This window comes from Streptomyces sp. a15 (assembly GCF_059026085.1).
The window spans coordinates 292975-312563 of sequence record NZ_JBWLKM010000003.1; the positions used below are offsets into that span (position 1 = coordinate 292975).

Sequence of the window (19589 nt, forward strand, 5' to 3'; positions counted from 1 at the left end):
GTTACTCTGGGTTGTCCGCGAGGGATCTCGCCGCCCGGGCGCAGTGGGCGAGGGCCTCGCGCGCATACGCGGGGGACGCCCCCGCGAGTCCGCACGACGGCGTCACCGTGACCGCCTCCCCGAGAAGCCCCGGATGCAGCCCCAGCCTGCGCCACAGCGTCCTGACACCCATGACGCTACCGGCAGGGTCTGACAATGGGCCGTCCGTGCCCGGCACGACACCGGCGAAGAGCCGGGTGCCGCCCTCCACCGCCTCGCCGATCGCGTCGTCGTCACGCTCGGTGAGGAGCGAGAAGTCGAAGGAGACCACGGCCGCGCCCGCCCGGCGCAGCAGGGCGAAGGGGACGTCCGTTGCACACGAGTGGACCACGACCGGGCCGCCACCGTGAACTCCGATGATGTCCCGGAGCGTGGACTCGACGAGCTGGCGGTCGGGGGCGCGGTGGGTCCGGTACCCGCTGGCGGTCTTCACCTGCCCGCGCAGTACGGGGACGAGGGAGGGCTCGTCGAGCTGGAGCACCAGCTGGGCACCCGGTACGCGCCGCCGGACCTCCTCCAGGTGCAGCCGCACGCCCTCGGCGAGCGAGGCGGCGAGGTCGCGGCAGGCGCCGGGGTCGGAGAGGGCGGCCTGGCCGTTTCTCAGTTCTAGGGCGGCGGCGAGGGTCCAGGGTCCGACGGCCTGCACCTTCAGCTGCCCTTCGTACCCCTGGGTGAACTCCTCCAGCGCGTCGAGGTCTTCGCCCAGCCACGACCAGGCCCGCTTGGTGTCCCGGCCCGGGCGGTCGCCGAGCCGCCAGCCGCTGGGCTCCACGCGCGCGTACAGCTCGACGAGCATGCCGGCGGTCCGGCCGATCATGTCCGCGCCGGGGCCGCGGGCGGGGAGCTCGGGCAGGAAGGGGAAGTCCTCGAAGGAGCCGGTGGCTGTCCTGGCGGCCTCCCTGGCGTCGCCACCGGGGAGGGAGCCGATGCCGGTGGCGGGGGCGAAGGTGGGGATTGCGTTCACGTGGTGAAGCCTACGTAGGTCGCCGGGTGCGGCGTGTCTACGGTGCTGGCCTGGTGGTTCCTCGCCCCCGCCGCCCCTACCCGTCCCATCCCCCAGGGGCGCTGCCCCTTCGACCCCGTACCAGGGGGCTCCGCCCCCTGGACCCCCGGGACCTTCGCCCACCACCACCCGACTCTGTCGGACGAGAGGTGAACCAATCAAGAGACCGAGACGGGCGGGGGGTGGGCATAGGCCGGGAGTCTGGGGGCGGAGCCCTCAGGGACGCGCACCCTCAGCGGCCCGGGCGGACCGTCACGTCGTTGATCTCCGCGTCCCTCGGGAGGTCCAGGGACAGGAGGATCGTCTTCGCGACCGACTCCGGGTCGATCCACTGCGAGGGGTCGTACTCCTTGCCCTCCTGCTGGTGGACCTTGGCCTGCATGGGGCTTGCCGTGCGGCCGGGATACACCGAGGTGACGCGGACGCCGTTCGCGTGTTCCTCGTGGCGCAGCGAGTCGGCCAGGGCCTTCAGGCCGTGCTTGGACGCCGCGTACGCGGACCAGTCGGCGTGGGCGTTCAGGCCGGCCCCGGAGTTCACGAAGACCACGTGACCGCGTGCGGCGCGGAGTTGGGGCAGGAAGTGGCGGGTCAGCTCGGCGGGCGCGACGAGGTTGACGTTGAGCTGGTGACGCCAGGACTTGGGGGTGAGGTCGCCCACCGGGCCGAGGTCGACGACGCCGGCGATGTGGAGCAGGGAGTCCACGCGGTCGGGAAGCGACTGGTGCGAGAAGGCCCAGGACAGCTTGTCGGGGTCCGCCAGGTCACCCACCAGCGTCCGCGCGCCGGGGAACTCCGCCGCCAGTTCCTTCGCGCGGCCCGCGTCGCGCGCGTGCAGCACGAGATCGTCCCCGCGCGTGTGCAGACGGCGGGCCACGGCCGCGCCGATGCCGGACCCGGCTCCGGTGATCACATGAGTAGCCATGCCCGCCATGCTCGCATCAGGCCGGCGTCATTCGACGCCCCGGCTCTCCTCCAGGTACGCCAGCGCCCCCACCGGCTCCTCGGCGAAGAACACCAGGTCGGTCAACGGACGCGGCAGGAACCCCTCGTCCTCCATGCGGCGGAACTGCTCCTTGAGGCCGTCGTAGAAACCCGCGGTGTTGAGGAGCACCACCGGCTTGTCGGTGTGGCCGTGCTTCTTCAGTTCCAGGATCTCGGTCGCCTCGTCGAGCGTGCCGGTACCGCCGACCATGATGACGACCGCGTCGGCCTTGTCCAGGAGGAGTTTCTTGCGCTCGGCCAGGTCTCGCGCGATGACCATCTCGTCGGCTCCCTGACGGGCCTTGGCCGCCAGGAAGTCCACGGAGACGCCCAGCAGCCGGCCGCCCGCCTCCTGCACGCCGTCGGCGACCACCTTCATCAGCCCGACGTCGGAGCCGCCCCACACCAGCGTGTGCCCGCCCTTGCCGATCAGCTTCGCGAACTCCCGTGCGGGGCGGGTGTATCGCTCGTCGAGGTCGGCCGCGGAAAGGAAGACGCAGATTCGCATGAAGCCACCGTACGCGGGAAGAACCGGCGGCCCCCGAGCGCTGTTCCGGTATGGCCGAAGGACACACGATCACCATCGAGCAGGGCACGCAGCGCGTACGGGTCGTCCACGGAGACCAGGTGCTGGCGGAGACCGAACGGCCCCTTCTCCTGCGGGAGACGGGCTGTCCGGTGCGCTACTACCTCCCGCCCGAGGACGTACGGCTCGATCTGCTGACGCCCTCCGAGACGCACACGTACTGCCCCTTCAAGGGCACCGCCTCCTACTGGTCGCTGCCGGACGCGGCGGACCTGGTGTGGGCGTATCCCGACCCGAAGCCCGACGTCGCCCGGATCAAGGACCATTTCTGCTTCTACGAGGTGGAAGTGCTGTGACCGGGTAGCAGTGTGCGCCGAGCGGCAGTGTTGTGACCGATTAATCCGGTGCTTTCCGGCAGTCTTGACAGGCATGGACAAGAAGACCCTTTCGCGCGACGGCACGCCCCTCGCGTACGAACGCACCGGACAGGGCCCCGCGGTCGTGCTGGTGAGCGGCGCGATGTCGACGGGCGCCACGATGCGTCCGCTGGCCGCCGTGCTCTCGGACCGTTTCGACGTCGTCGTGTACGACCGCCGGGGCCGCGGCGAGAGCGGCGACACGGCCCCGTACGCGGTGGAGCGTGAGGTCGAGGACATCGCGGCCCTGGTCGAGGCGGTGGGCGGCGAGGCGGCGCTGTACGGCATCTCGTCGGGCGGCGCGCTGGCGCTGCACGCGACGGCGAGCGGGCTGCCGTTGCGCGGCGTGGCCGTGTACGAGGTGCCGTACGCCGTCCACGAGGGCGCCACGAAGCAGCGCACCGAGTACACCGAGCGGCTGACCGAGGCGCTCGCCCAGGGCCGGCGCGGGGACGCCGTCGAGCTGTTCCTGAGGCTCACCGGACTGGCCGAGGAGATGATCCAGGGCGCCCGGCAGTCCCCCATGTGGCCCGGCATGGAGGCCATCGCGCCGAGCCTCGCCCACGACGACGCCGTGATGGGCGGCGGGCTGGTGCCCTCGGAGCGACTCGCCTCGATCACCGTGCCGGTGCTGTCCGTCGCGGGCGGCGCGAGCCCCGCGTGGATGCGCGAGGCCGCCCGGGCCGTGGCCGAAACCGCACCCCAGGGGACGTACCGGAGCCTGGAGGGCCAGACTCACACGGCGGATCCGAGCGTCCTCGCGCCGGTGCTGGCGGAGTTCTTCTGGTCGGCCGCGCGTCCGGCCAAGAATTGAGGAACTCGAAACCCACTGGCCAGAAATAGTCACATAAGATTCACCACCAACTCGCGCCTCCGGCGGCGAGCCTCCTTGTCCCCCGGCATTCCGGCTCGCCCGTGGAGAGCACGTTCCATGAACACCGCGCACACCCTGCCCGACGGCGGCAGACCGGCGGTCCCCCAGCGCCGCCGCCGGGCCGACTCGCGCAAAGCTGTTTCCGGCCACGCGTATCCGGGGCTGCTGCCGGCCCCGCCCGACGACCAGGAGAAGGTCTCCTACGTCCGGCGGCACGTCTGGGTGCTGACCCTGTCGTCCGCCGTCGGGTTCGTGTGCCTGGTGATCAGTCAGGTGCGGGCGGCGGCGACCAGTGTGTGGATCTGGGCGTACGTCCCGCTCCTGCTGCTGTCCGTCGTGAGCTATCTGATCTCGCTCCGCCTGGACTCCTTCACCCCGAGTTTCGACCTGCGCGGGCACCGCCGTCTGGTCAAGGCGTGGCAGCCGGAGCGGTACCCGGACGTCGATGTCTTCCTGCCGGTGTGCGGGGAGCCCATCGAGGTCCTGCACAACACCTGGCTCCATGTGCGCACCCTGGCCGAGCGCTACCCGGGGAAGGTCATCCCGATCGTGCTGGACGACTCCGACGACGCGGAGATCGGCTCGATGGCGGCCGACTTCGGCTTCCGGTACCTGGTGCGCCCCAACCGGGGATGGATGAAGAAGGCGGGCAACCTGCGCCACGGCTTCGAGCGCTCCTCGGGCGAGTTCATCCTCATCCTCGACGCCGACTTCGCCCCCCGCGCGGACCTGCTGCACGAGCTGCTGCCGTACATGGACCGCGAGCCGCGCACCGGGATCGTGCAGTCGCCGCAGTTCTTCCGGGTCCTGGATCAGCAGAACTGGATAGAGCGGGGGGCGGCGGCCGTGCAGGAGCTGTTCTACCGCAGCGTCCAGGTCTCCCGGCAGAAGAGCGACGGCTCGATCTGCGTCGGCTCCTGCGCGGTCTACCGGCGCGGCGCGCTGGCGGAGATCGGCGGCATGAGCCTGGTCGAGCACTCCGAGGACATGTACACCGGCTTCGAGCTGCGGGCCCGCGGCTGGGACCTGACCTACGTGCCGCTCGCGCTGTCCACCGGGGTGTGCCCGGACACCGTGGGCGCCTTCTACAGCCAGCAGTACCGCTGGTGCATGGCCTCGCTCGCGATGCTGGGCAGCGGGGACTTCTGGCGCACGAAGATGCGCTTCGTGAGCCGGCTGTGCTATCTGTCCGGATTCTTCTACTACATCGAGACCGGGCTGCTGACCTTCAGCGGTCCGCTCATCGCCCTGACGATCATGCTGGCGGCGCCCGAGCAGCTGAAGCTGGCGAACATCGGCCTGGTGCTCCCCAGTGTCATCTACCTGACCGTCGTCTACCCCATCTGGCACCGCAACCCCTACCGCCTGGAGGCCTGGGCCACCCGCATCCTGTACGGCTGGGCGCACGCCTTCGCCATCTGGGACACCGTGCGCCGCCGCCCGATGGGCTGGACGCCGACCGGAGCGGGCGGGGCCAAGGGCAGCAAGACGCGCCGCCTGTGGATCGGTCTGTGGGCCTGGAGCGGGGTGTCGGCCGTGGCCTGGATCGCGGTGGCGGTGTGGCGCATGAGCACCTCGCTCAGCCCGTCCGACTACGACCTGATGCTCGCGTCCGGCCTGTTCTACGGCGTCGCGGTCGCCCGCGCCCTCATCCAGCCGCGCGCCGAGGTGGCCGCCGCATGACCGTCCCGCGCGTCCCGCGCCGCCTGCTCCTCGCCCTCGTCGGCTGCCTGCTGGCCGCCACCGTCGGCGCCTGCGCACCGCCCGCCCCGCAGGTCTCTCCGGCCGCGGCGGCCCAGGAGGACAAGCAGGCGCAGACGCAGAGCACCGAACCGCCGTACGACATACGCCCGCTGCTGCACCCGGACTACAAATACCTCGGCGTCGCCGTCAACGGCTCACCCCGCGCGACCGCGCCCGTGACCGCGTTCGCCGAGAAGGCGGGGAAGCGGCCCAACCTGCGGGAGTACTACGCGAAATGGGGCGACCCGTTCCAGCCCGAGGTCAACCGTGCCGTGTGGGACAACGGCCAACTGCCCTTCCTGGTCTGGGAACCCTTCTCCCGTACGGCCGCACAGATCGCCGCCGGCCAGGACGACGCGTACATCCGTGAGTTCGCCGACACCGTACGCGACTACAACCGGCCGCTCGCGCTGAGCTTCGGGCACGAGATGAACGGCGGCTGGTACCCCTGGGGCAGCCGGAAGACCAAGGCCGCCGACTTCGCGCGCGCGTGGCGGCACATCCACGACCTGTTCACGGACGAGGGCGCCGCCGACGTCATCTGGGTGTGGAGCCCGAACGTGATCAACCCGGTCCCGGACGTCCGGCTCGAGCCGTACTACCCGGGCGACGCCTACGTGGACTGGATCGGCGTCGTCGGCTACTACACCCTGAGCGGCCCGACCTCCTTCCGCACCCTGTTCGGGCCGACCCTGACCGAGATCCGCCGCTTCAGCCGCAAGCCGTTCATCGTCGCGGAGACCGGCGTCGAGGCCGGGGAGCGCAAACCCGGCGAGATCGCCGACCTGTTCGCGGGCGTCCGCGCGCGGGACGACGTGCTGGGTCTGGTCTGGTTCAACCTCAAGAAGGAGGCCGACTGGCGCATCAACAGCGGCCCGTTGTCGCTGGCCGCGTTCCGCGAGGCGGCGGCCGACGACTCCTTCGGCTTCGACGTCCGGAAACCCTAGGGGACCGTAGATGGAGCAGAACACCGCCGCGACTCCGCCCGGGCCACGGGTCGACGTCCCCGAGCCGGATCCGGATCCCGGCTACGAGTTCCATCCGCCCGCGCGCGAGGAGAGCTGGTTCGGGAAGACGCCCGACGCCACCGTGCAGCTGCCCGTGGCGCATCCGAAAGCCCGGTCCCGGGTCGCGGAGACGATGCAGCTGCGCGTGCTCCGGGCGACGTCCTCCGGCTACACGCTGCGCCCCGTCCCCGACTCCGGCTGGTCCGCCGCCGCGAGCTCGCGCCGGATGTGGGTCAGCCGGCTCGTCCTGCTCGGCCTGCTGCTGGTGCAGACCGCGCTGTCGCTGCGCCTGCAGAACACGGCCTTCGAGGACGAGGCCCTCTACCTGTTCGCCGGCCACGCCGAGCTCGGCCACCTGCTGCATGGGACGAAGCTCTACGGCGGCTTCGACAGCTACTTCTCCGGTGCGCCCGTCCTCTACCCCGTCCTGGCGGCCGCCGTCGACTCCGTGTTCGGGCTGGCCGGGGCCCGCGCGCTGAGCCTCGCCTGCATGCTGGGCTGCACGTCCCTGCTGTACGCGATGACGCGCCGGCTGTTCAACGAGCGCGCGGGACTGTGCGCGGCCGGCGTCTTCGCCATCGCCCAGTCCACGGCGTTCATGGGCAACTTCGCCACGTACGACGCCCCGGCCCTGTTCCTGCTGGCCCTGGCCGCCTGGATCGTCGTCCGCACCGCGGGTTCGCACTCGCTGCTCACGCTGCTCGCCGCGCCGGTCGCCGCGCTCGCCGTGGCGGTCAAGTACGCCTCCGCGCTGTATGTGCCCACCCTCGTGCTGCTCGGTGTGCTGACCGCCTACCAACGGCGCGGTCTGCCCCGGGCGTTGGTGCGCGGCGTACTGCTGGCCGTGGCCACCGCCGCGCTGCTGGGCGTGGGGCTGTACGCCTCCGGGTACCTGTCGGCGATCCAGTCCACCACCACGGCCCGCGCCGTGGGGACCACGCCCGCCTCGCAGATCCTGCGCGACTGCGCCCGCTGGGGCGGCCTGGCCGTCGCCGTGGCCTGCCTGGGGACGGTCTCGTACGTCCGCAGCGGCCGTATGAGCGAGATGCCCGGCTGGCGCGGAGCACTGCCGGGGGCCCGCTGGCGGGCCGCGCTCGGCCTGGTGCTGGTCGGCACGGCCCTGCTCGCGCCCGCCTACCAGCTGCACCTGCACACCGAGGTCTCGCTGCACAAGCACATCGGCTACGGGCTGTTCTTCGCCGCACCGCTCGCCGGTGTCGGCGTCACCCGCCTGATGGGCCCGCACTTCAAGTACCCGCAGTGGGCGATCTTCCTGGGCGTGCTGCTGCTCTCCAGCGGCATGTCACAGGCGTACGCCAACTATCACGCGTGGCCGGACTCCAGCTCTCTGGTGTCCGCCCTGCGCCCGTACGTCGACGCGCACGGCCGCTACCTCGCCGACACCTACGAGGTGCCGGTCTACGAGCTGGGGCGGGACACCTCGTACCGCCAGTGGAACTCCACCTACACGATCGACTACACGACCCGTTCCGGGCGCCATCTGACCGGCGCGGCCGGTTTCCGGGCCGCCGTAACCGAGCGGCACTTCACGCTCATCGTGCTCGACCGCGGCAACCCGACCGGCCAGAGCACCACCGTCCGCGACGCCCTGGTCCATTCCACCGGCTACCGCCTCATCGGCACGGTTCCCTATGCCACGGCCTGGGGCACCAGCCGGTTCGAGCTGTGGGCGCCGCAGGGCGGCGGGTCGTAGGTTCGCGCGATGGCCCCCCAGCCTGGGCGACCGTCGCCATCGCCCGCCGCACGCCCTCGCGCCACTGGCGGAGTTCTCCGGGACGTGAGGTCTCGGCATGAGAGCTGTCGACCGGCTCTTACACGGCCCCGCGCCACAGCTCGGGCTCCGCCTGCGCGAATCGGTGCTCCAGCTCTTCGAGGTCTTCGAGTACCAACCTCATCCGCCGTCGGAACGCCGTCCCGTGAGCGGGAACCGTCAGGTGCGTCAGCTCATGGACGAGGACCAGGTCCACCAGCGCGGGAGGCAACTGCATCAGCGCCCAGTGAACGGCGATGCTCCCATCCGGCTCGCAGGCGCCCCAACGCTCCCCCAGGTCCCGTACGGCGACCTTTCCAGGGGTGGCCCCCGTTCTCGCCGCCAAAGGCGCCGTACGGGCGGCCACCCACCGGCCGCCCCGCGTGACGTACCAGTCGGCGATCAGTTGCGCGCCCTCCCGCGCGGAACCGCCCCACGGAAGCTCCAGCCATCCGTGGTGCAGCCGCACCCGTGCGCCCGGCTCGGCGGGGACCACCTTGAGCCGGTGCCGCCGACCGAGATACGCGAAGCTCGCCCCGCTGACCAGTTCCTTGACGGGCTCTCCTCCCCGGCGCCTGCGGCGCTCGACCTCGCCCGCGATACGGGGCAGCCGCGAGCGCACGGCGTCGGCGACGGCCTGCGGATCGGCGTCCGGGGGCACGGCGAAGAGTACGGTCCCGTCCTCGCGGATCTCGATCCCGAGTGTCCGGCGGCGCGGCCTCTCGACGACCTGCCACGTCCACTGTCCCGGCAAGGGCAGTGACGCGAGGGCGGACTGGACGGAGACGCTCACCCGCCATTCGTACCATCCGCCACTGACAGGCGCCGCCACCGCCGTGCCGGTCTCACGGGCGTGGCCGTTCCTGGTAGCGCCGGAAGTCGTCGCGCCGCTCCACCGCGAGTTCCAGGAGCCCCGCCGCCATGTCCGCGGTGTCGTCCCAGTCCATGTGGAGATGGCCGGCCACCTTGAAACGCAGTTCTTTGCGGGCCTCGATGCGTGCCTCGGGCTGTGTCACGAAGTGCTGCGGACGCACCATGATCGCGATGTACGCCGTGATCCGGCAGGCCGCCTCGTGCAGATCGACGCCGTCGGGCAGAGGAGCCGCCCCTGCCTGCTCCAGCTCCCGCAACAGCGCCCGGTACACCGGCCGTTCGGTGAGCGGGTCGAGGTGCGGCCCCGTCTCCTCGGGCTCCGCGACGATCTCGCCGCGGAGCCGCGCCAGGTCGTCCGCGGCCTGCTCGAAGTCCTGGCGCATCCGCTGGACGATCTCCTCCAGGCGGGTGCTGAACAGCTCGTAGCGGGCCCGGTCCGTGCCGATCTTCGCCGTGATGTGGGTACGCAGCCGGCTGACCATGTACCTGGTTCTGGCGCGGGCGTCGGGGTTGGCGTCGACGCGTTCCATGAAGTCGGGCGCGGTCAGCTCCACGGGAGGGACACGCAACTCCACTCCGGTGGCCCGGATGTGGTCGGCGATGAGCCGGCGTACCTTCGCCGCGTACCGGCGGGGGCTGAACTCGTCGCGTCCGTCCAGGTAGCGCTGCCGCGCCAGGTACTGCACCTCGCCGAGGTTGCCCGCCAGTTGCTCGTAGGTGAGGGCGTAGGGCCGGGGCAGGACGGCGCCGAGGGCCGTGAGGAAGTCCCGTGCCAGTTCGTCGAACTCGCCCCGTACGAGCGGGTCGGCGAGGGCGTCGAGCAGTGCCTCGCGGCGCTGTTCGTCGGCCAGGCTGAGCGTGCCGTGCCCGTCGAAGGCGGCGAGGTTCTGGTTCCGGACGAAGCCGGCGACGCGGTCGTGCAGGTCGGACAGGAGCCGGTCCGCGGCGGCGTCGGCCTGGAGCAGCAGGCCCTCACCTGTGGGCGGTGTGCCCTTGAAGTCGCTTCGCAGGTGGTCCACGGACACGTTGTCGTAGCCGTAGACCTCGCGCAGGTGGTGTTGTTCGTAGGCGTGCAGGGACCGGGCCAGTTCGTCGCCGATGCCTATGTAGTCGACGACCGTCCCCCACCGCTTGCGCGGGTACGGCCGGTTGGTGCGGGCCACGGCCTGGAGCAGCCCTACGCCGGACAGGCCGCAGTCCAGGTACAGGACCTGCTCCACGGGTGCGTCGAAGCCGGTGAGGAGCATGGACTGGACGACGAGGAAGGCGAGCGGCTCCCCGGCCTCATCCCCGCTCTCGTCGTCCTTCGCCTCTTGCCCGGGGGGCTGCCCGGTCTGAAACACGTCGGTCACGGGCAGGCCGGTGGGGCGTCCCGGGCCGTGCGGGTCCACGTCCCAGGAGGGGTCGACGGCGGCGGCCAGCGGGTCGCCGAGTCCCACCTTGAAGCGTTCGATGTACGCGTCCTGCTTGGACTTCAGCGTCCAGTCCCGCCACTCCTCCGGGTCCTTCTGGCTCTCTCCGTGGATGACGACCGCCGCCTCGATGGAGGCGAGGACGTCCCGGTGCGGCAGGACGGCGAGCAGTTTGCGCAGCTCGGCGTCGGCTCCGAGGGCCGCCGTCGGGTCGTGGGCGATCGCCGGGTCAAGTGCGTCGAGCTGCGCGAGCAACCGGTCCCGGGCGTCGATCAGGGCGTCCCGGTAGCGGGTCGCGGCGAGCCGTGACACCGCGACCACCTGGGCGCCGAACCGGTCGGGCAGCGCGTTGACCGCCCAGTGCCGGAGCATGTGATCGGCCTTGTGGGCGATGACGGGCGGCGCTTCAAGAACCTCCTTGCGCCGCGCGAACGTCCCCAGCACGCGCTGGCGCCGCTGCGGGTCGGCGGGAACCTGCTCGTCGAACCGGGCGTCCAGGACGCCCTTCTCGACGACTTCCAGCGGCACGTCGTACGCCTCGTACCGCACGGGTACGACGGACCGGTCGCGTTCGGCGTCGCGCAGCGTGTACGTGTCGACGAGCGGGCCGAAGACCTCCTCGGTCCTCTTGCGCGCCCCGCTGATGATGGGGGTGCCGGTGAAGCCGACCAGGACGGAGTTCGGCAGCAGGGCCCGCAGCCGGGCGTGCAGCCAGCTGTCCTGGCCTCGGTGTGCCTCGTCGACGAGGACCACGATGTCGGAGCTGGGGTTCGCGGGCCTGACCTGGACGCGGGTCTCCTCACCGTCATCGGTGCCGAGTTTCTCCTCGCGGCCATCGGCGGCGGCTTCGTCGCGCTGCGCCTTCTGGAGCATCACCAGGACGACGTCCGGTACGGGGACGGCGAGCTGTGCCCGGGCGTCATCGACCCCCTCTGCGCGGTGCACGTCCTCCTCGGCGGCGGCCAGCGACTCCTGGATCTGCTTCTCCAGGTCGATACGGTCGGTGACGACGACGACCTTGTGGCCCCGCAGCTCCTTGTCGCTTCTGATGTGGCGTACGAGGAAGGCCATGGTGAGGCTCTTGCCGGAACCCTGGGTGTGCCAGACGACCCCGCCGCGCTGGTCGACGTCCTCCTTCGCCGCGATCGCCCTCCTGCGGGCCTTGAGCCGGCGGGCGAGCCTCAGTACGGCCTTGAACTGCTGGTGGCGGCCGATCACCTTGAGGGTGCGGCTGCCCTGACCGCGCTCGGTGGTGAAGTCCCTGACCAGGGTGAGGAGATGATCGGGGCTCAGCACGCCGGCGGTGAGGACGGCCAGGTCGGTGTCGCATCCGTCGGCGGGCGCGGGTTCGGTCGTACGCCAAGGGGTGAAGTACTCGGGGGTCGAGGTGACGGTGCCCAGCTCGGCATACGTACGGTCGGTGCCGACCAGCACCTGCGCGAAGCGGGTGAAGTCGGCGACGGGCGCCGGGGACTCCAGGCTCGCGTACCGGCAGACCTGGCCCACGGCATCGTCGAGCGCCGCGCGGCTGGAGTGCTTCCCGCCCGAGGTGAGCGGGGCCTTGCACTCGATGACGACCCAGGGCAGTCCGTTGACGAACAGCACGAGGTCGGGTGTGACGGTCCGGGCGTCCTTGCGTTCCACGCGGAACTGGCTGACGACCAGGAGGTCGTTGAGGCCGCCGTTCTCGCCGTCCCAGTCGACGAGTTGTACGAGTTCGGGGTCACCCTTCTTCCAGCCGGGCAGCAAGCGAGCGTTGACGCCGTTGCGCAGCAGCCGGGTCACTTCCAGGTTGCCGCCGACTCCGCGGTCGACGGGCCCCTGGCCGGGGGCGGTGCCGAGCACCAGGGCGAGGAGACGGTCGAGTTGGGCGGGCGTGAGCCAGGTGCCGCCGCCCCTGGGGCTGGGGTTGATCCGGGAGACGGCGTCCCGGAAGCGGTCCGCGTAGACGACCTGGCTGAACGACGCGCGCCCGGACGGGCCGGGTTCGGTGACCGGTTCGCCGGGCGGAGCGCCCTCGATGTGCTCCCAGCCCAGCCTGACCAACTGGTCTATCAGCGGCTTCTCGGTCTTCTCGTACTCCGGTAGCACCCGCCGACTCACCGCTGGACTCCCTGCCCTCACCGTGCGTCCCAGCGTCTCCATGGGACGTACAGGCAACTCTACTCACGGGCAGGGAGCCGACCAGGGGTGTTTCGGCCTCGCGATCAAGCCACGAGGGCGGCCGGCACGCCAGGCTGCGGCCCTGGCGGCAGAGCCAGCTCGAACCAGATGGTCTTGCCGCCGGGCCCGTACGGCGCCTCTCCTATGCCGCATCCGCCCCATCGGTCGGCCACCGTGTCGAGGATCCACAACCCGCGCCCGCCGATCGCGTCCGCGGGGGCGACGGTGGGCGGAGCGAGGGGCAAGTCCGGGCTCATGTCCCAGACGCTGACGCGGAGTACGGGGCACAGCCAGAAGAGGCGCACGAAGGCGGAGCCCTTGGCGTACCGCACGGAGTTCGTGGCGAGCTCGGACGTCAACAGCTCGGCACGGTCGGTGAGTTCGGCGAGTCCGTGGGCGGTGAGGACGGCACGGAGGGTGAGGCGGGCGATGCCGGGGCCGCGGGGGTCGCAGGGGAAGTGGAGTTCGTACTTCCAGGGGGCGGTGAAGGGGAGGGGTTGCGGGTGGGAGAGGGGGTCTTCGGTGGGGGTGGTGGGGGGTGAGGTCATGCGGCTCCTCCGTTGGTGGCATGGCCGTGAGTGACGTCCGGGTGGTCGGGATACTGGCCACGACCTCCGCCCCTGTGCCGGTGCGGTGGCCTGCCGGATGGCTTGGCCCTTGGGGGCAGTTGCGTTCCGGTGCGCTTCCGGGGCCTGGGGCGGGAGTGGTGTCCTGGGTCACACCATACGGAGCTCCACATAACCGTGCTACCTCCATCACTAGAACTGATTAACTTTCACTTTCGGGTGGACCAGTGCACGTCAGAGGGCGACACACTGTGCGCGAGCGAGGAGAGAGACCATCCATGGCACCAAGACAAACCCCGTCGATTCGGCAGCGCCGCTTCGGGGCTGAGCTGCGCAGAATGCGGCAGGCGGCGGGCATGACGGCGCCTCAGGCAGCAGCCGAACTCAACACTGACCGGACCGTGATCGCCAACGTCGAAGCCGGCCGATTCGGAATCAGCGAGGAACGTCTGCGGCGCCTCGCGAGCATCTACGAGTGCGCCGACGCCGCGCTGATCGATGCCTTGGCGTCGATGACGGGCGGACGGACGACGGGTTGGTGGGAGGAGTACCGGGGCAAGGTGCCACCGGGCTTTCTCGACGTGTCGGAGGTAGAGCACTACGCGGTGCGCCTGCGCACCCTGCAGACCGCACACCTGCCTGGCCTGTTCCAGACCGTAGAGCACGCGCGAGCGCTCTTCGACCTTCTGGTACCGCCACTGCCACGTCTTGAAGTCGAACTACGCGTCGCACACCGGCTGGAGCGGCAGCGTGTGGTCATGGGAGACGCCTGCATCCCTTATGTGGGGATCATCCATGAAGCCGCGTTGCGCATTCAGGTCGGCGGCCCGAAGGCGTTCCGCGCGCAGCTGACTCATCTACTTGAGGCGAGCGACCGCGAGAACGTCACCTTCCTCGTGATCCCGTTCACGGCGGGAGGGTTTCCCATGGCAGGCGAGTCCCTCATGTACGCGGAGGCAACGAATCCCCACCTGGACACAGCCCACATGGACTCCCCCACTGGCGCCATCTTCCTGGACTCCCCCACCCAGTTGGAGAACTTCCGGAAGCGCCTGGACCTCATCGAGAAGGTAGCGTTGGGAGCAGCGGCGTCCCAGGACGTCATCCGCTCCCTCATCCGCGACCTGTAAGGGGTACAGGCGTTGCCCGAGCTGCACTGGGTCAAGTCGTCGTTCTCCGAGGAGGGCGGCAACAACTGCGTTGAAATAGCCGCGCCGACACCTGAGGGTATCGCGCTCCGGGAGAGCGAGAGCGCGGCCCGCGTTTTGAAGACGGACCGGGCTGCGCTGGGGGCACTAATGCAGAGCATCAAGGGTGAGCCGCCGAATTGAGCCGCGGCGACTGATGCCCTGTCCACTCAAGCAGCCAAAGTCTGACCTTGACCAGCTAGCAGGTTCTCGACCACGGCCTGCTGAATCACTCGAAGCTTGGCGATGCGCTGTTTGAGGATCTCAGCGGCCCTGTTCTCCGCCTTCCATGCCCCCACGACACGCTCTTGCTCGTTATGGTTCACGCTGGGAAACGGAGCCTCTTCCAACAATCTTGAGTTGATCGTGTACAAGCCCGAGCTGGTCGCGCACTGCGACTTCCAGTAGGACCGTACCGTCCGAGAGTTGAGCCACAGCATGGCGAACTCGGGCAGCGTGTCATTGAAACGGAGCCGGAAGAGGTGGTTCTGGTAGAGCAGGCCGTCCTGCTCGGCTCCGACCATCGCGCACCGACCGATCTGCTCAGGGTCCGCGTGCCCTTCAACGACGAGTAGGTCTCCTGGCGTCAGAGAGTAGCGTCGATGGTCTCGCTCCGTTGCCTCCAGAAAGGCAACGTCCCCCTCGATCCAGCCCTTGCGCACATTGGCTACACGCAAGTACCCCGCCAGGACGTTCTTGTTCTTGCCGCTCTGCCGCCCGCTGAAAGGCTGGAAATGCAGGAGCAGCCACAGCTCGAAGGAAGGGTGTGAGAAGCACACCTGGATGTTGGCTTCGGCGGCGTCCTGGAGGGCCTTCTGGATGTCGTGGTGGTCATCCCTGTCGAACATGGCCCACCCCTCCACCCCCTTCGCCTGCTTGTGCTCCCGCACGGCGGCGACTGCCCTGGACGGCGTCAGGCCGTTCTTGGCGGTGATCGGGTGGATCAGGAACGGCTGCCGTGCCCCGTCTCCACCGTCTCCGTAGCGGGCATTGAGGTGGTCGAGGTACTGAGGTTCAGTGACCTCGCCCTCACAGCCGATGAAGATGACCCGCTGCTCCTTCGAAACCGGCGGCCGGTAGGGGACGGGCGCGAACTGGTCGTCTTTGCTCCCCCTGCGTTTCCGCTGAGATCCCGCCGTCCCCGCACCGCCATGACCGCCGGCCTGCCGCTGTCCGCCCCGCCTGCTCACGCTGTTTCCTTCGCCTCCTGCCAGGAGAGTTCACGAGCGATCGCTCCCGCGCCGACGCGCGGTACGCCACCGTAGCGGCCGCGCAGATATCCGCTCTCCAGATCTTCGTCCTCCGCCGGGTGTGCGGCGGTCACGGGATAGAAGCTGGATGTCCCTGAGCGTTCCTTCGCCGCGATCCACACCTGCTCGCGGTCGAGCGGCCGGTCGAGGACCGCGTTTCCGAGCAGGGTGGCGTCGTGCGTGGTGAAGATCAGCTGAGCGTTGTTCGGGTTCGCTTTGGGGTCCTGGAAGATCCGTACGACCTCGGCGGCCAGGGTGGGGTGAAGGCTGGAGTCGATTTCGTCGACCAACAGCGTCGTCCCGTTGTCCAGCACCGTGAGCATGGGGCCGAGGAACGCGAACCAGGCGTGCGTACCGAAGGATTCCTCGCCCAGGAACTCCAGCGGGACGTCGCTGCCGTCCGGCGTCCGGTGCCTGAGCCGGATCTCATCAGATACGGGATTGACGTCAATACCGGTGATGCCCAGATCGGCGATGGCGAGGAGTTGGAGGATTCGCTCGCGGTAGGCGTTCCGCGCGCTCTTCGGGCTCTTATCGGTGAGCATCCGTTGCGTGAACGTCGTACGCCCCGTGATGTCCTCACCCGGTGTGACGAGCCACAGATTGTCCAGGAACCAGCGGTACAGCGCCGACAACTGGGGATCATTGAGGGTGGCACCAGTGGTGAGGAACAGGGCGTCGGGTCGCGTGTAGCCCACAAGGGCCTCGTGATTCCCGGTGAAGCCGTCCCCTTCGAAGACGAATTCGGAACCTTCCGACTCCGGTCGGCCGGCCTCCCTGTCGAACCAGACCTGGCGCTCGCCGTCGGGGTAGGCGTGCAGCCATTCGGCCTCGACGCGCTCGTCGGACAGTTCGAAGCCGTAGGTGTAGCGGATCTTCCGCTGGTGGCCCAAAGCAAGGTCCACCTCGAAGAGCGTCGTCTCGTCGGCGCTTTCCCGGTCGAGTTTGAAGGGCTCACGGGGTACTCCGGAGAGCTTCGCCCAGTCCGCGAACGAGGTCCGCACAGCCTCCCGCATGTGCACCATGGCGCGGAACAGGTTGCTCTTGCCCGACGCGTTGGCGCCGAAGACGCCCAGCACCGGAAGCCCTGGAACCGGCCGCCCCTCATGCTTCAGGCCGGTATCCCGGGCCGTACCCTCTTTGAGTTCGGCGCCGATCAACGACAGCTCGCACTCGTCACGGATCGAGCGGTGATTGGCCACCCGAAAACGGAGGAGCACCCTCGACCTCCTGGCGACAGGGAAGCGGCCCCGTCGTTCTCGTTCCCTTGCGGACGATCCGCAGAGGAAGCCTATGACGGCGGCGGATCCGAGGCCAGTCTCGATGATCGTCTAGGACACCCCGGCCGTCGCCCGCACCGTGGCCGCGATCGTCGCCGACCCCACCACGCGCGTGCCGTCGTACAGGACGATCGCCTGGCCGGGGGCGACGCCGCGGACCGGCTCCGCGAACGACACCTCCAGGGAGCCGTCGATCAGCTCCGCGGTGACCTCGGTCTCGCCGCCGTGGGCGCGGAGCTGGGCGGTGTAGGTGCCGGGGCCGGTCGGGGCGGCGCCGCACCAGCGGGGCTTGATGGCGGTGAGCGCGTTCACGTCCAGGGCGTCGGCCGGGCCGACCGTCACCGTGTTGTTCACCGGCGAGATGTCCAGGACGTAGCGCGGCTTGCCGTCGGGGGCCGGGGTGCCGATGCGCAGGCCCTTGCGCTGGCCGATGGTGAAGCCGTACGCGCCCTCGTGGCTGCCGAGCCTGGCTCCCGACTCGTCGACGATGTCGCCCTCCGCCTTGCCGAGGCGGGAGGCGAGGAAGCCCTGGGTGTCGCCGTCGGCGATGAAGCAGATGTCGTGCGAGTCGGGCTTCTTGGCCACCGCCAGCCCGCGGCGCTCGGCCTCGGCGCGGATCTCGTCCTTCGTCGTCACCGTGTCACCGAGGGGGAACAGCGCGTGGGCGAGCTGCCGGTCGTCCAGGACGCCGAGGACGTACGACTGGTCCTTGGCCATGTCGGAGGCGCGGTGCAGTTCGCGGGTGCCGTCGTCGCGGACGATCACCTGGGCGTAGTGGCCCGTGCAGACCGCGTCGAAGCCGAGGGCGAGGGCCTTGTCGAGCAGGGCGGCGAACTTGATCTTCTCGTTGCAGCGCAGGCAGGGGTTCGGGGTGCGGCCGGCCTCGTACTCGGCGACGAAGTCCTCGACGACGTCCTCGCGGAAGCGGTCGGCGAGGTCCCACACGTAGAACGGGATGCCGATGACGTCGGCGGCGCGGCGGGCGTCGCGGGAGTCCTCGATGGTGCAACAGCCACGCGCGCCCGTGCGGAACGATTGCGGGTTCGCCGAGAGGGCGAGGTGGACGCCGGTCACGTCGTGTCCCGCCTCGGCCGCGCGGGCGGCGGCGACGGCGGAATCGACCCCGCCCGACATGGCGGCGAGGACGCGAAGAGGACGGGTGGGCTGCGTGGTGTCAGTCATAACCCTTCAAGAGTAAGGGCGCTCGGGAACCGAAGCCCACGAGTATCCGTTCACGATCACATGGGGGCGAGACGAGCCAACGAGAAGGACGCCGACCGGCACATCGGTCGGCGTGCCCTGCTGATCGGCGGTGCGGCGGCCGCGGCGGGCACGGCCGTGCTGGCCCGTGACGAGCTGGGGCGCCTGTGGTGGCGCGCACCGGGCGTGGAGAAGCCGCGCAAGGAGGGCGAGGTCGACTACGCGGGCGCGCGCTGGGTGGCCGCGTCGGACGCGAACTGGCGGCGCGCGGACCGGCCCGAGGACTACGGCGTGGACCTGGTGGTCATCCATGTCACGCAGGGCAGCTTCGACAGCGCGGTGAAGGTCTTCCAGGACCCGGGGCACGGCGCGGCCGCGCACTACATCGTGGGCCAGGACGGCACCGTCGCGCAGATGATCCGCGAGCTGGACGTGGCGTTCCACGCGGGCAACCGGGACTACAACGAGCGCAGTGTCGGCATCGAGCACGAGGGCTTCGTCGACCGGCCGCAGGACTTCACGGCCGAGATGTACGAGTCCTCGGCCCGGCTCACGGCCCGAATATGCGCGCGCTACGACATCCCGGTCGACCGCGAGCACATCATCGGCCACGTCGAGGTGCCGGGGACGGACCACACCGACCCGGGGGAGCACTGGGACTGGGACCGGTACATGAAGCTCGTGCGAGGGGCCCGTACGACGGTGGCGTGAGCCGTCAGAGCAGGGCCGCGACCAGGGCTGCGGCCGGCGCGAGCCCTTGGCCGAGCGCGCCCCGCCACAGCGGCGGGAAGGAAGCGACGAAGGCCACCGCGGACACGATCAGGAACGCGCACAGGAAGACGATCAGGGTGCGGCCGACGGTGGTGTCGCCGGTGTACAGGGCGACGACTCCGGCGATCAGACCCAGGCCGAGCAGCATGTTGTAGACGGCGACACCCGAGCGCCACAGGGTGACCTCGGGGGCGTCGGCCGGGGACGTGGTGAGGAAGACGCGGACCGCCGGGCGGTCGTAGCAGAAGCGTTCGAGTACGCCCACGACGAGGTGGATCACGGCCGCGAGAAGGGCGAAGACCTGGGTGACGGTGTTCACGCCCGGAGTTTCCGCCGCCGGCGGGAGATCGGCAAGGGCGCACGCCGGGTGGTGCGCGCGCTCCTGGTGCCGCGGCACTAGGGGGTGTTTCGAAAGTCCTGTGCGGTGCCCGCGGTGTTCGGTGCGTGCCATCGGCGTGCCGGACGAAGGCCCTCGTACTGGACGTACTTGGGTCTTTGGCCGGTGCGGCGAGGGTGCGTGCCGGGCG

Annotated in this window: 18 protein-coding genes; 8 read left to right on the top strand and 10 right to left on the bottom strand. The window is 70.1% G+C overall.

Going from position 1 to position 19589, the window contains the following annotated elements:
* Window position 1: 1 nt before the first annotated feature.
* From AC5P09_RS05910 to AC5P09_RS05920, 3 genes are all read right to left on the bottom strand, one after another.
* Entirely contained in the window at window positions 2-1003 is a 1002-nt protein-coding gene (locus AC5P09_RS05910; protein WP_493872761.1) for a methionine synthase, read from the bottom strand.
* A 271-nt stretch (window positions 1004-1274) separates the two neighbouring features.
* Complete coding sequence (locus AC5P09_RS05915) at window positions 1275-1973, bottom strand: SDR family oxidoreductase (protein ID WP_493872762.1); 699 nt, start codon at window positions 1971-1973, stop codon at window positions 1275-1277.
* A gap of 18 nt (window positions 1974-1991) precedes the next feature.
* Entirely contained in the window at window positions 1992-2531 is a 540-nt protein-coding gene (locus tag AC5P09_RS05920; RefSeq protein ID WP_493872763.1) for an LOG family protein, read from the bottom strand.
* A 50-nt stretch (window positions 2532-2581) separates the two neighbouring features.
* Between AC5P09_RS05920 and AC5P09_RS05925 the strand changes: the two genes are divergently transcribed.
* The 5 genes from AC5P09_RS05925 to AC5P09_RS05945 all read left to right on the top strand — a co-directional run bounded on the left by AC5P09_RS05925 (window position 2582) and on the right by AC5P09_RS05945 (window position 8303).
* Complete coding sequence (locus tag AC5P09_RS05925; RefSeq protein WP_493872764.1) at window positions 2582-2905, top strand: DUF427 domain-containing protein; 324 nt, start codon at window positions 2582-2584, stop codon at window positions 2903-2905.
* Between the two features lie 73 nt (window positions 2906-2978).
* A complete protein-coding gene (locus tag AC5P09_RS05930; protein WP_493872765.1) occupies window positions 2979-3779 on the top strand; it encodes an alpha/beta fold hydrolase in 801 nt (266 codons plus the stop codon).
* A gap of 117 nt (window positions 3780-3896) precedes the next feature.
* Window positions 3897-5522, top strand: a complete 1626-nt coding sequence (locus AC5P09_RS05935) for a glycosyltransferase family 2 protein (RefSeq protein WP_493872766.1) — start codon at window positions 3897-3899, stop codon at window positions 5520-5522.
* Window positions 5519-6529: a glycoside hydrolase family 26 protein gene (locus tag AC5P09_RS05940; RefSeq protein ID WP_493872767.1), complete on the top strand. Its 1011-nt coding sequence runs from the start codon at window positions 5519-5521 to the stop codon at window positions 6527-6529. Before AC5P09_RS05935 ends, AC5P09_RS05940 begins: the two co-directional genes overlap by 4 nt.
* A 10-nt stretch (window positions 6530-6539) precedes the next feature.
* Window positions 6540-8303, top strand: coding sequence for a glycosyltransferase family 39 protein (locus AC5P09_RS05945; RefSeq protein WP_493872768.1), 1764 nt, complete (start codon window positions 6540-6542; stop codon window positions 8301-8303).
* 118 nt (window positions 8304-8421) lie between these two features.
* Here the strand turns inward: AC5P09_RS05945 and AC5P09_RS05950 are convergent, their stop codons facing one another.
* The 3 genes from AC5P09_RS05950 to AC5P09_RS05960 form a co-directional block, all read right to left on the bottom strand.
* The gene (locus AC5P09_RS05950; protein ID WP_493872769.1) at window positions 8422-9153 is read right to left on the bottom strand and encodes a M48 family metallopeptidase; all 732 of its coding nucleotides are present in this window, start codon (window positions 9151-9153) and stop codon (window positions 8422-8424) included.
* A gap of 52 nt (window positions 9154-9205) precedes the next feature.
* On the bottom strand, window positions 9206-12748 hold the full coding sequence (locus tag AC5P09_RS05955; RefSeq protein ID WP_493872770.1) for a type I restriction endonuclease subunit R: 3543 nt from the start codon (window positions 12746-12748) through the stop codon (window positions 9206-9208).
* Window positions 12749-12852: 104 nt separating this feature from the next.
* Window positions 12853-13356: an ATP-binding protein gene (locus tag AC5P09_RS05960; protein ID WP_493872771.1), complete on the bottom strand. Its 504-nt coding sequence runs from the start codon at window positions 13354-13356 to the stop codon at window positions 12853-12855.
* Between the two features lie 296 nt (window positions 13357-13652).
* Here AC5P09_RS05960 and AC5P09_RS05965 point away from each other — a divergent pair, with 296 nt between their 5' ends.
* Window positions 13653-14504 (top strand): helix-turn-helix domain-containing protein, encoded by an 852-nt coding sequence (locus AC5P09_RS05965; RefSeq protein WP_493872786.1) that lies wholly within the window; start codon window positions 13653-13655, stop codon window positions 14502-14504.
* A 12-nt stretch (window positions 14505-14516) separates the two neighbouring features.
* Window positions 14517-14705, top strand: a complete 189-nt coding sequence (locus AC5P09_RS05970; RefSeq protein ID WP_493872772.1) for a DUF397 domain-containing protein — start codon at window positions 14517-14519, stop codon at window positions 14703-14705.
* 26 nt (window positions 14706-14731) lie between these two features.
* Here the strand turns inward: AC5P09_RS05970 and AC5P09_RS05975 are convergent, their stop codons facing one another.
* From AC5P09_RS05975 to mnmA, 3 genes are all read right to left on the bottom strand, one after another.
* The gene (locus tag AC5P09_RS05975; protein WP_493872773.1) at window positions 14732-15751 is read right to left on the bottom strand and encodes an RloB domain-containing protein; all 1020 of its coding nucleotides are present in this window, start codon (window positions 15749-15751) and stop codon (window positions 14732-14734) included.
* Complete coding sequence (locus AC5P09_RS05980) at window positions 15748-17031, bottom strand: AAA family ATPase (RefSeq protein ID WP_493872774.1); 1284 nt, start codon at window positions 17029-17031, stop codon at window positions 15748-15750. The genes AC5P09_RS05975 and AC5P09_RS05980 overlap by 4 nt, the downstream gene beginning before the upstream one ends.
* Window positions 17032-17142: 111 nt before the next feature.
* On the bottom strand, window positions 17143-18273 hold the full coding sequence (gene mnmA, locus AC5P09_RS05985; RefSeq protein WP_493872775.1) for a tRNA 2-thiouridine(34) synthase MnmA: 1131 nt from the start codon (window positions 18271-18273) through the stop codon (window positions 17143-17145).
* 60 nt (window positions 18274-18333) lie between these two features.
* Here mnmA and AC5P09_RS05990 point away from each other — a divergent pair, with 60 nt between their 5' ends.
* Window positions 18334-19002, top strand: a complete 669-nt coding sequence (locus AC5P09_RS05990) for an N-acetylmuramoyl-L-alanine amidase (RefSeq protein WP_493872776.1) — start codon at window positions 18334-18336, stop codon at window positions 19000-19002.
* A 4-nt stretch (window positions 19003-19006) separates the two neighbouring features.
* On the opposite strand, the gene AC5P09_RS05995 is transcribed toward AC5P09_RS05990, so the two are convergent.
* Entirely contained in the window at window positions 19007-19381 is a 375-nt protein-coding gene (locus tag AC5P09_RS05995; protein ID WP_493872777.1) for a DUF1304 domain-containing protein, read from the bottom strand.
* Window positions 19382-19589: the final 208 nt, after the last annotated feature.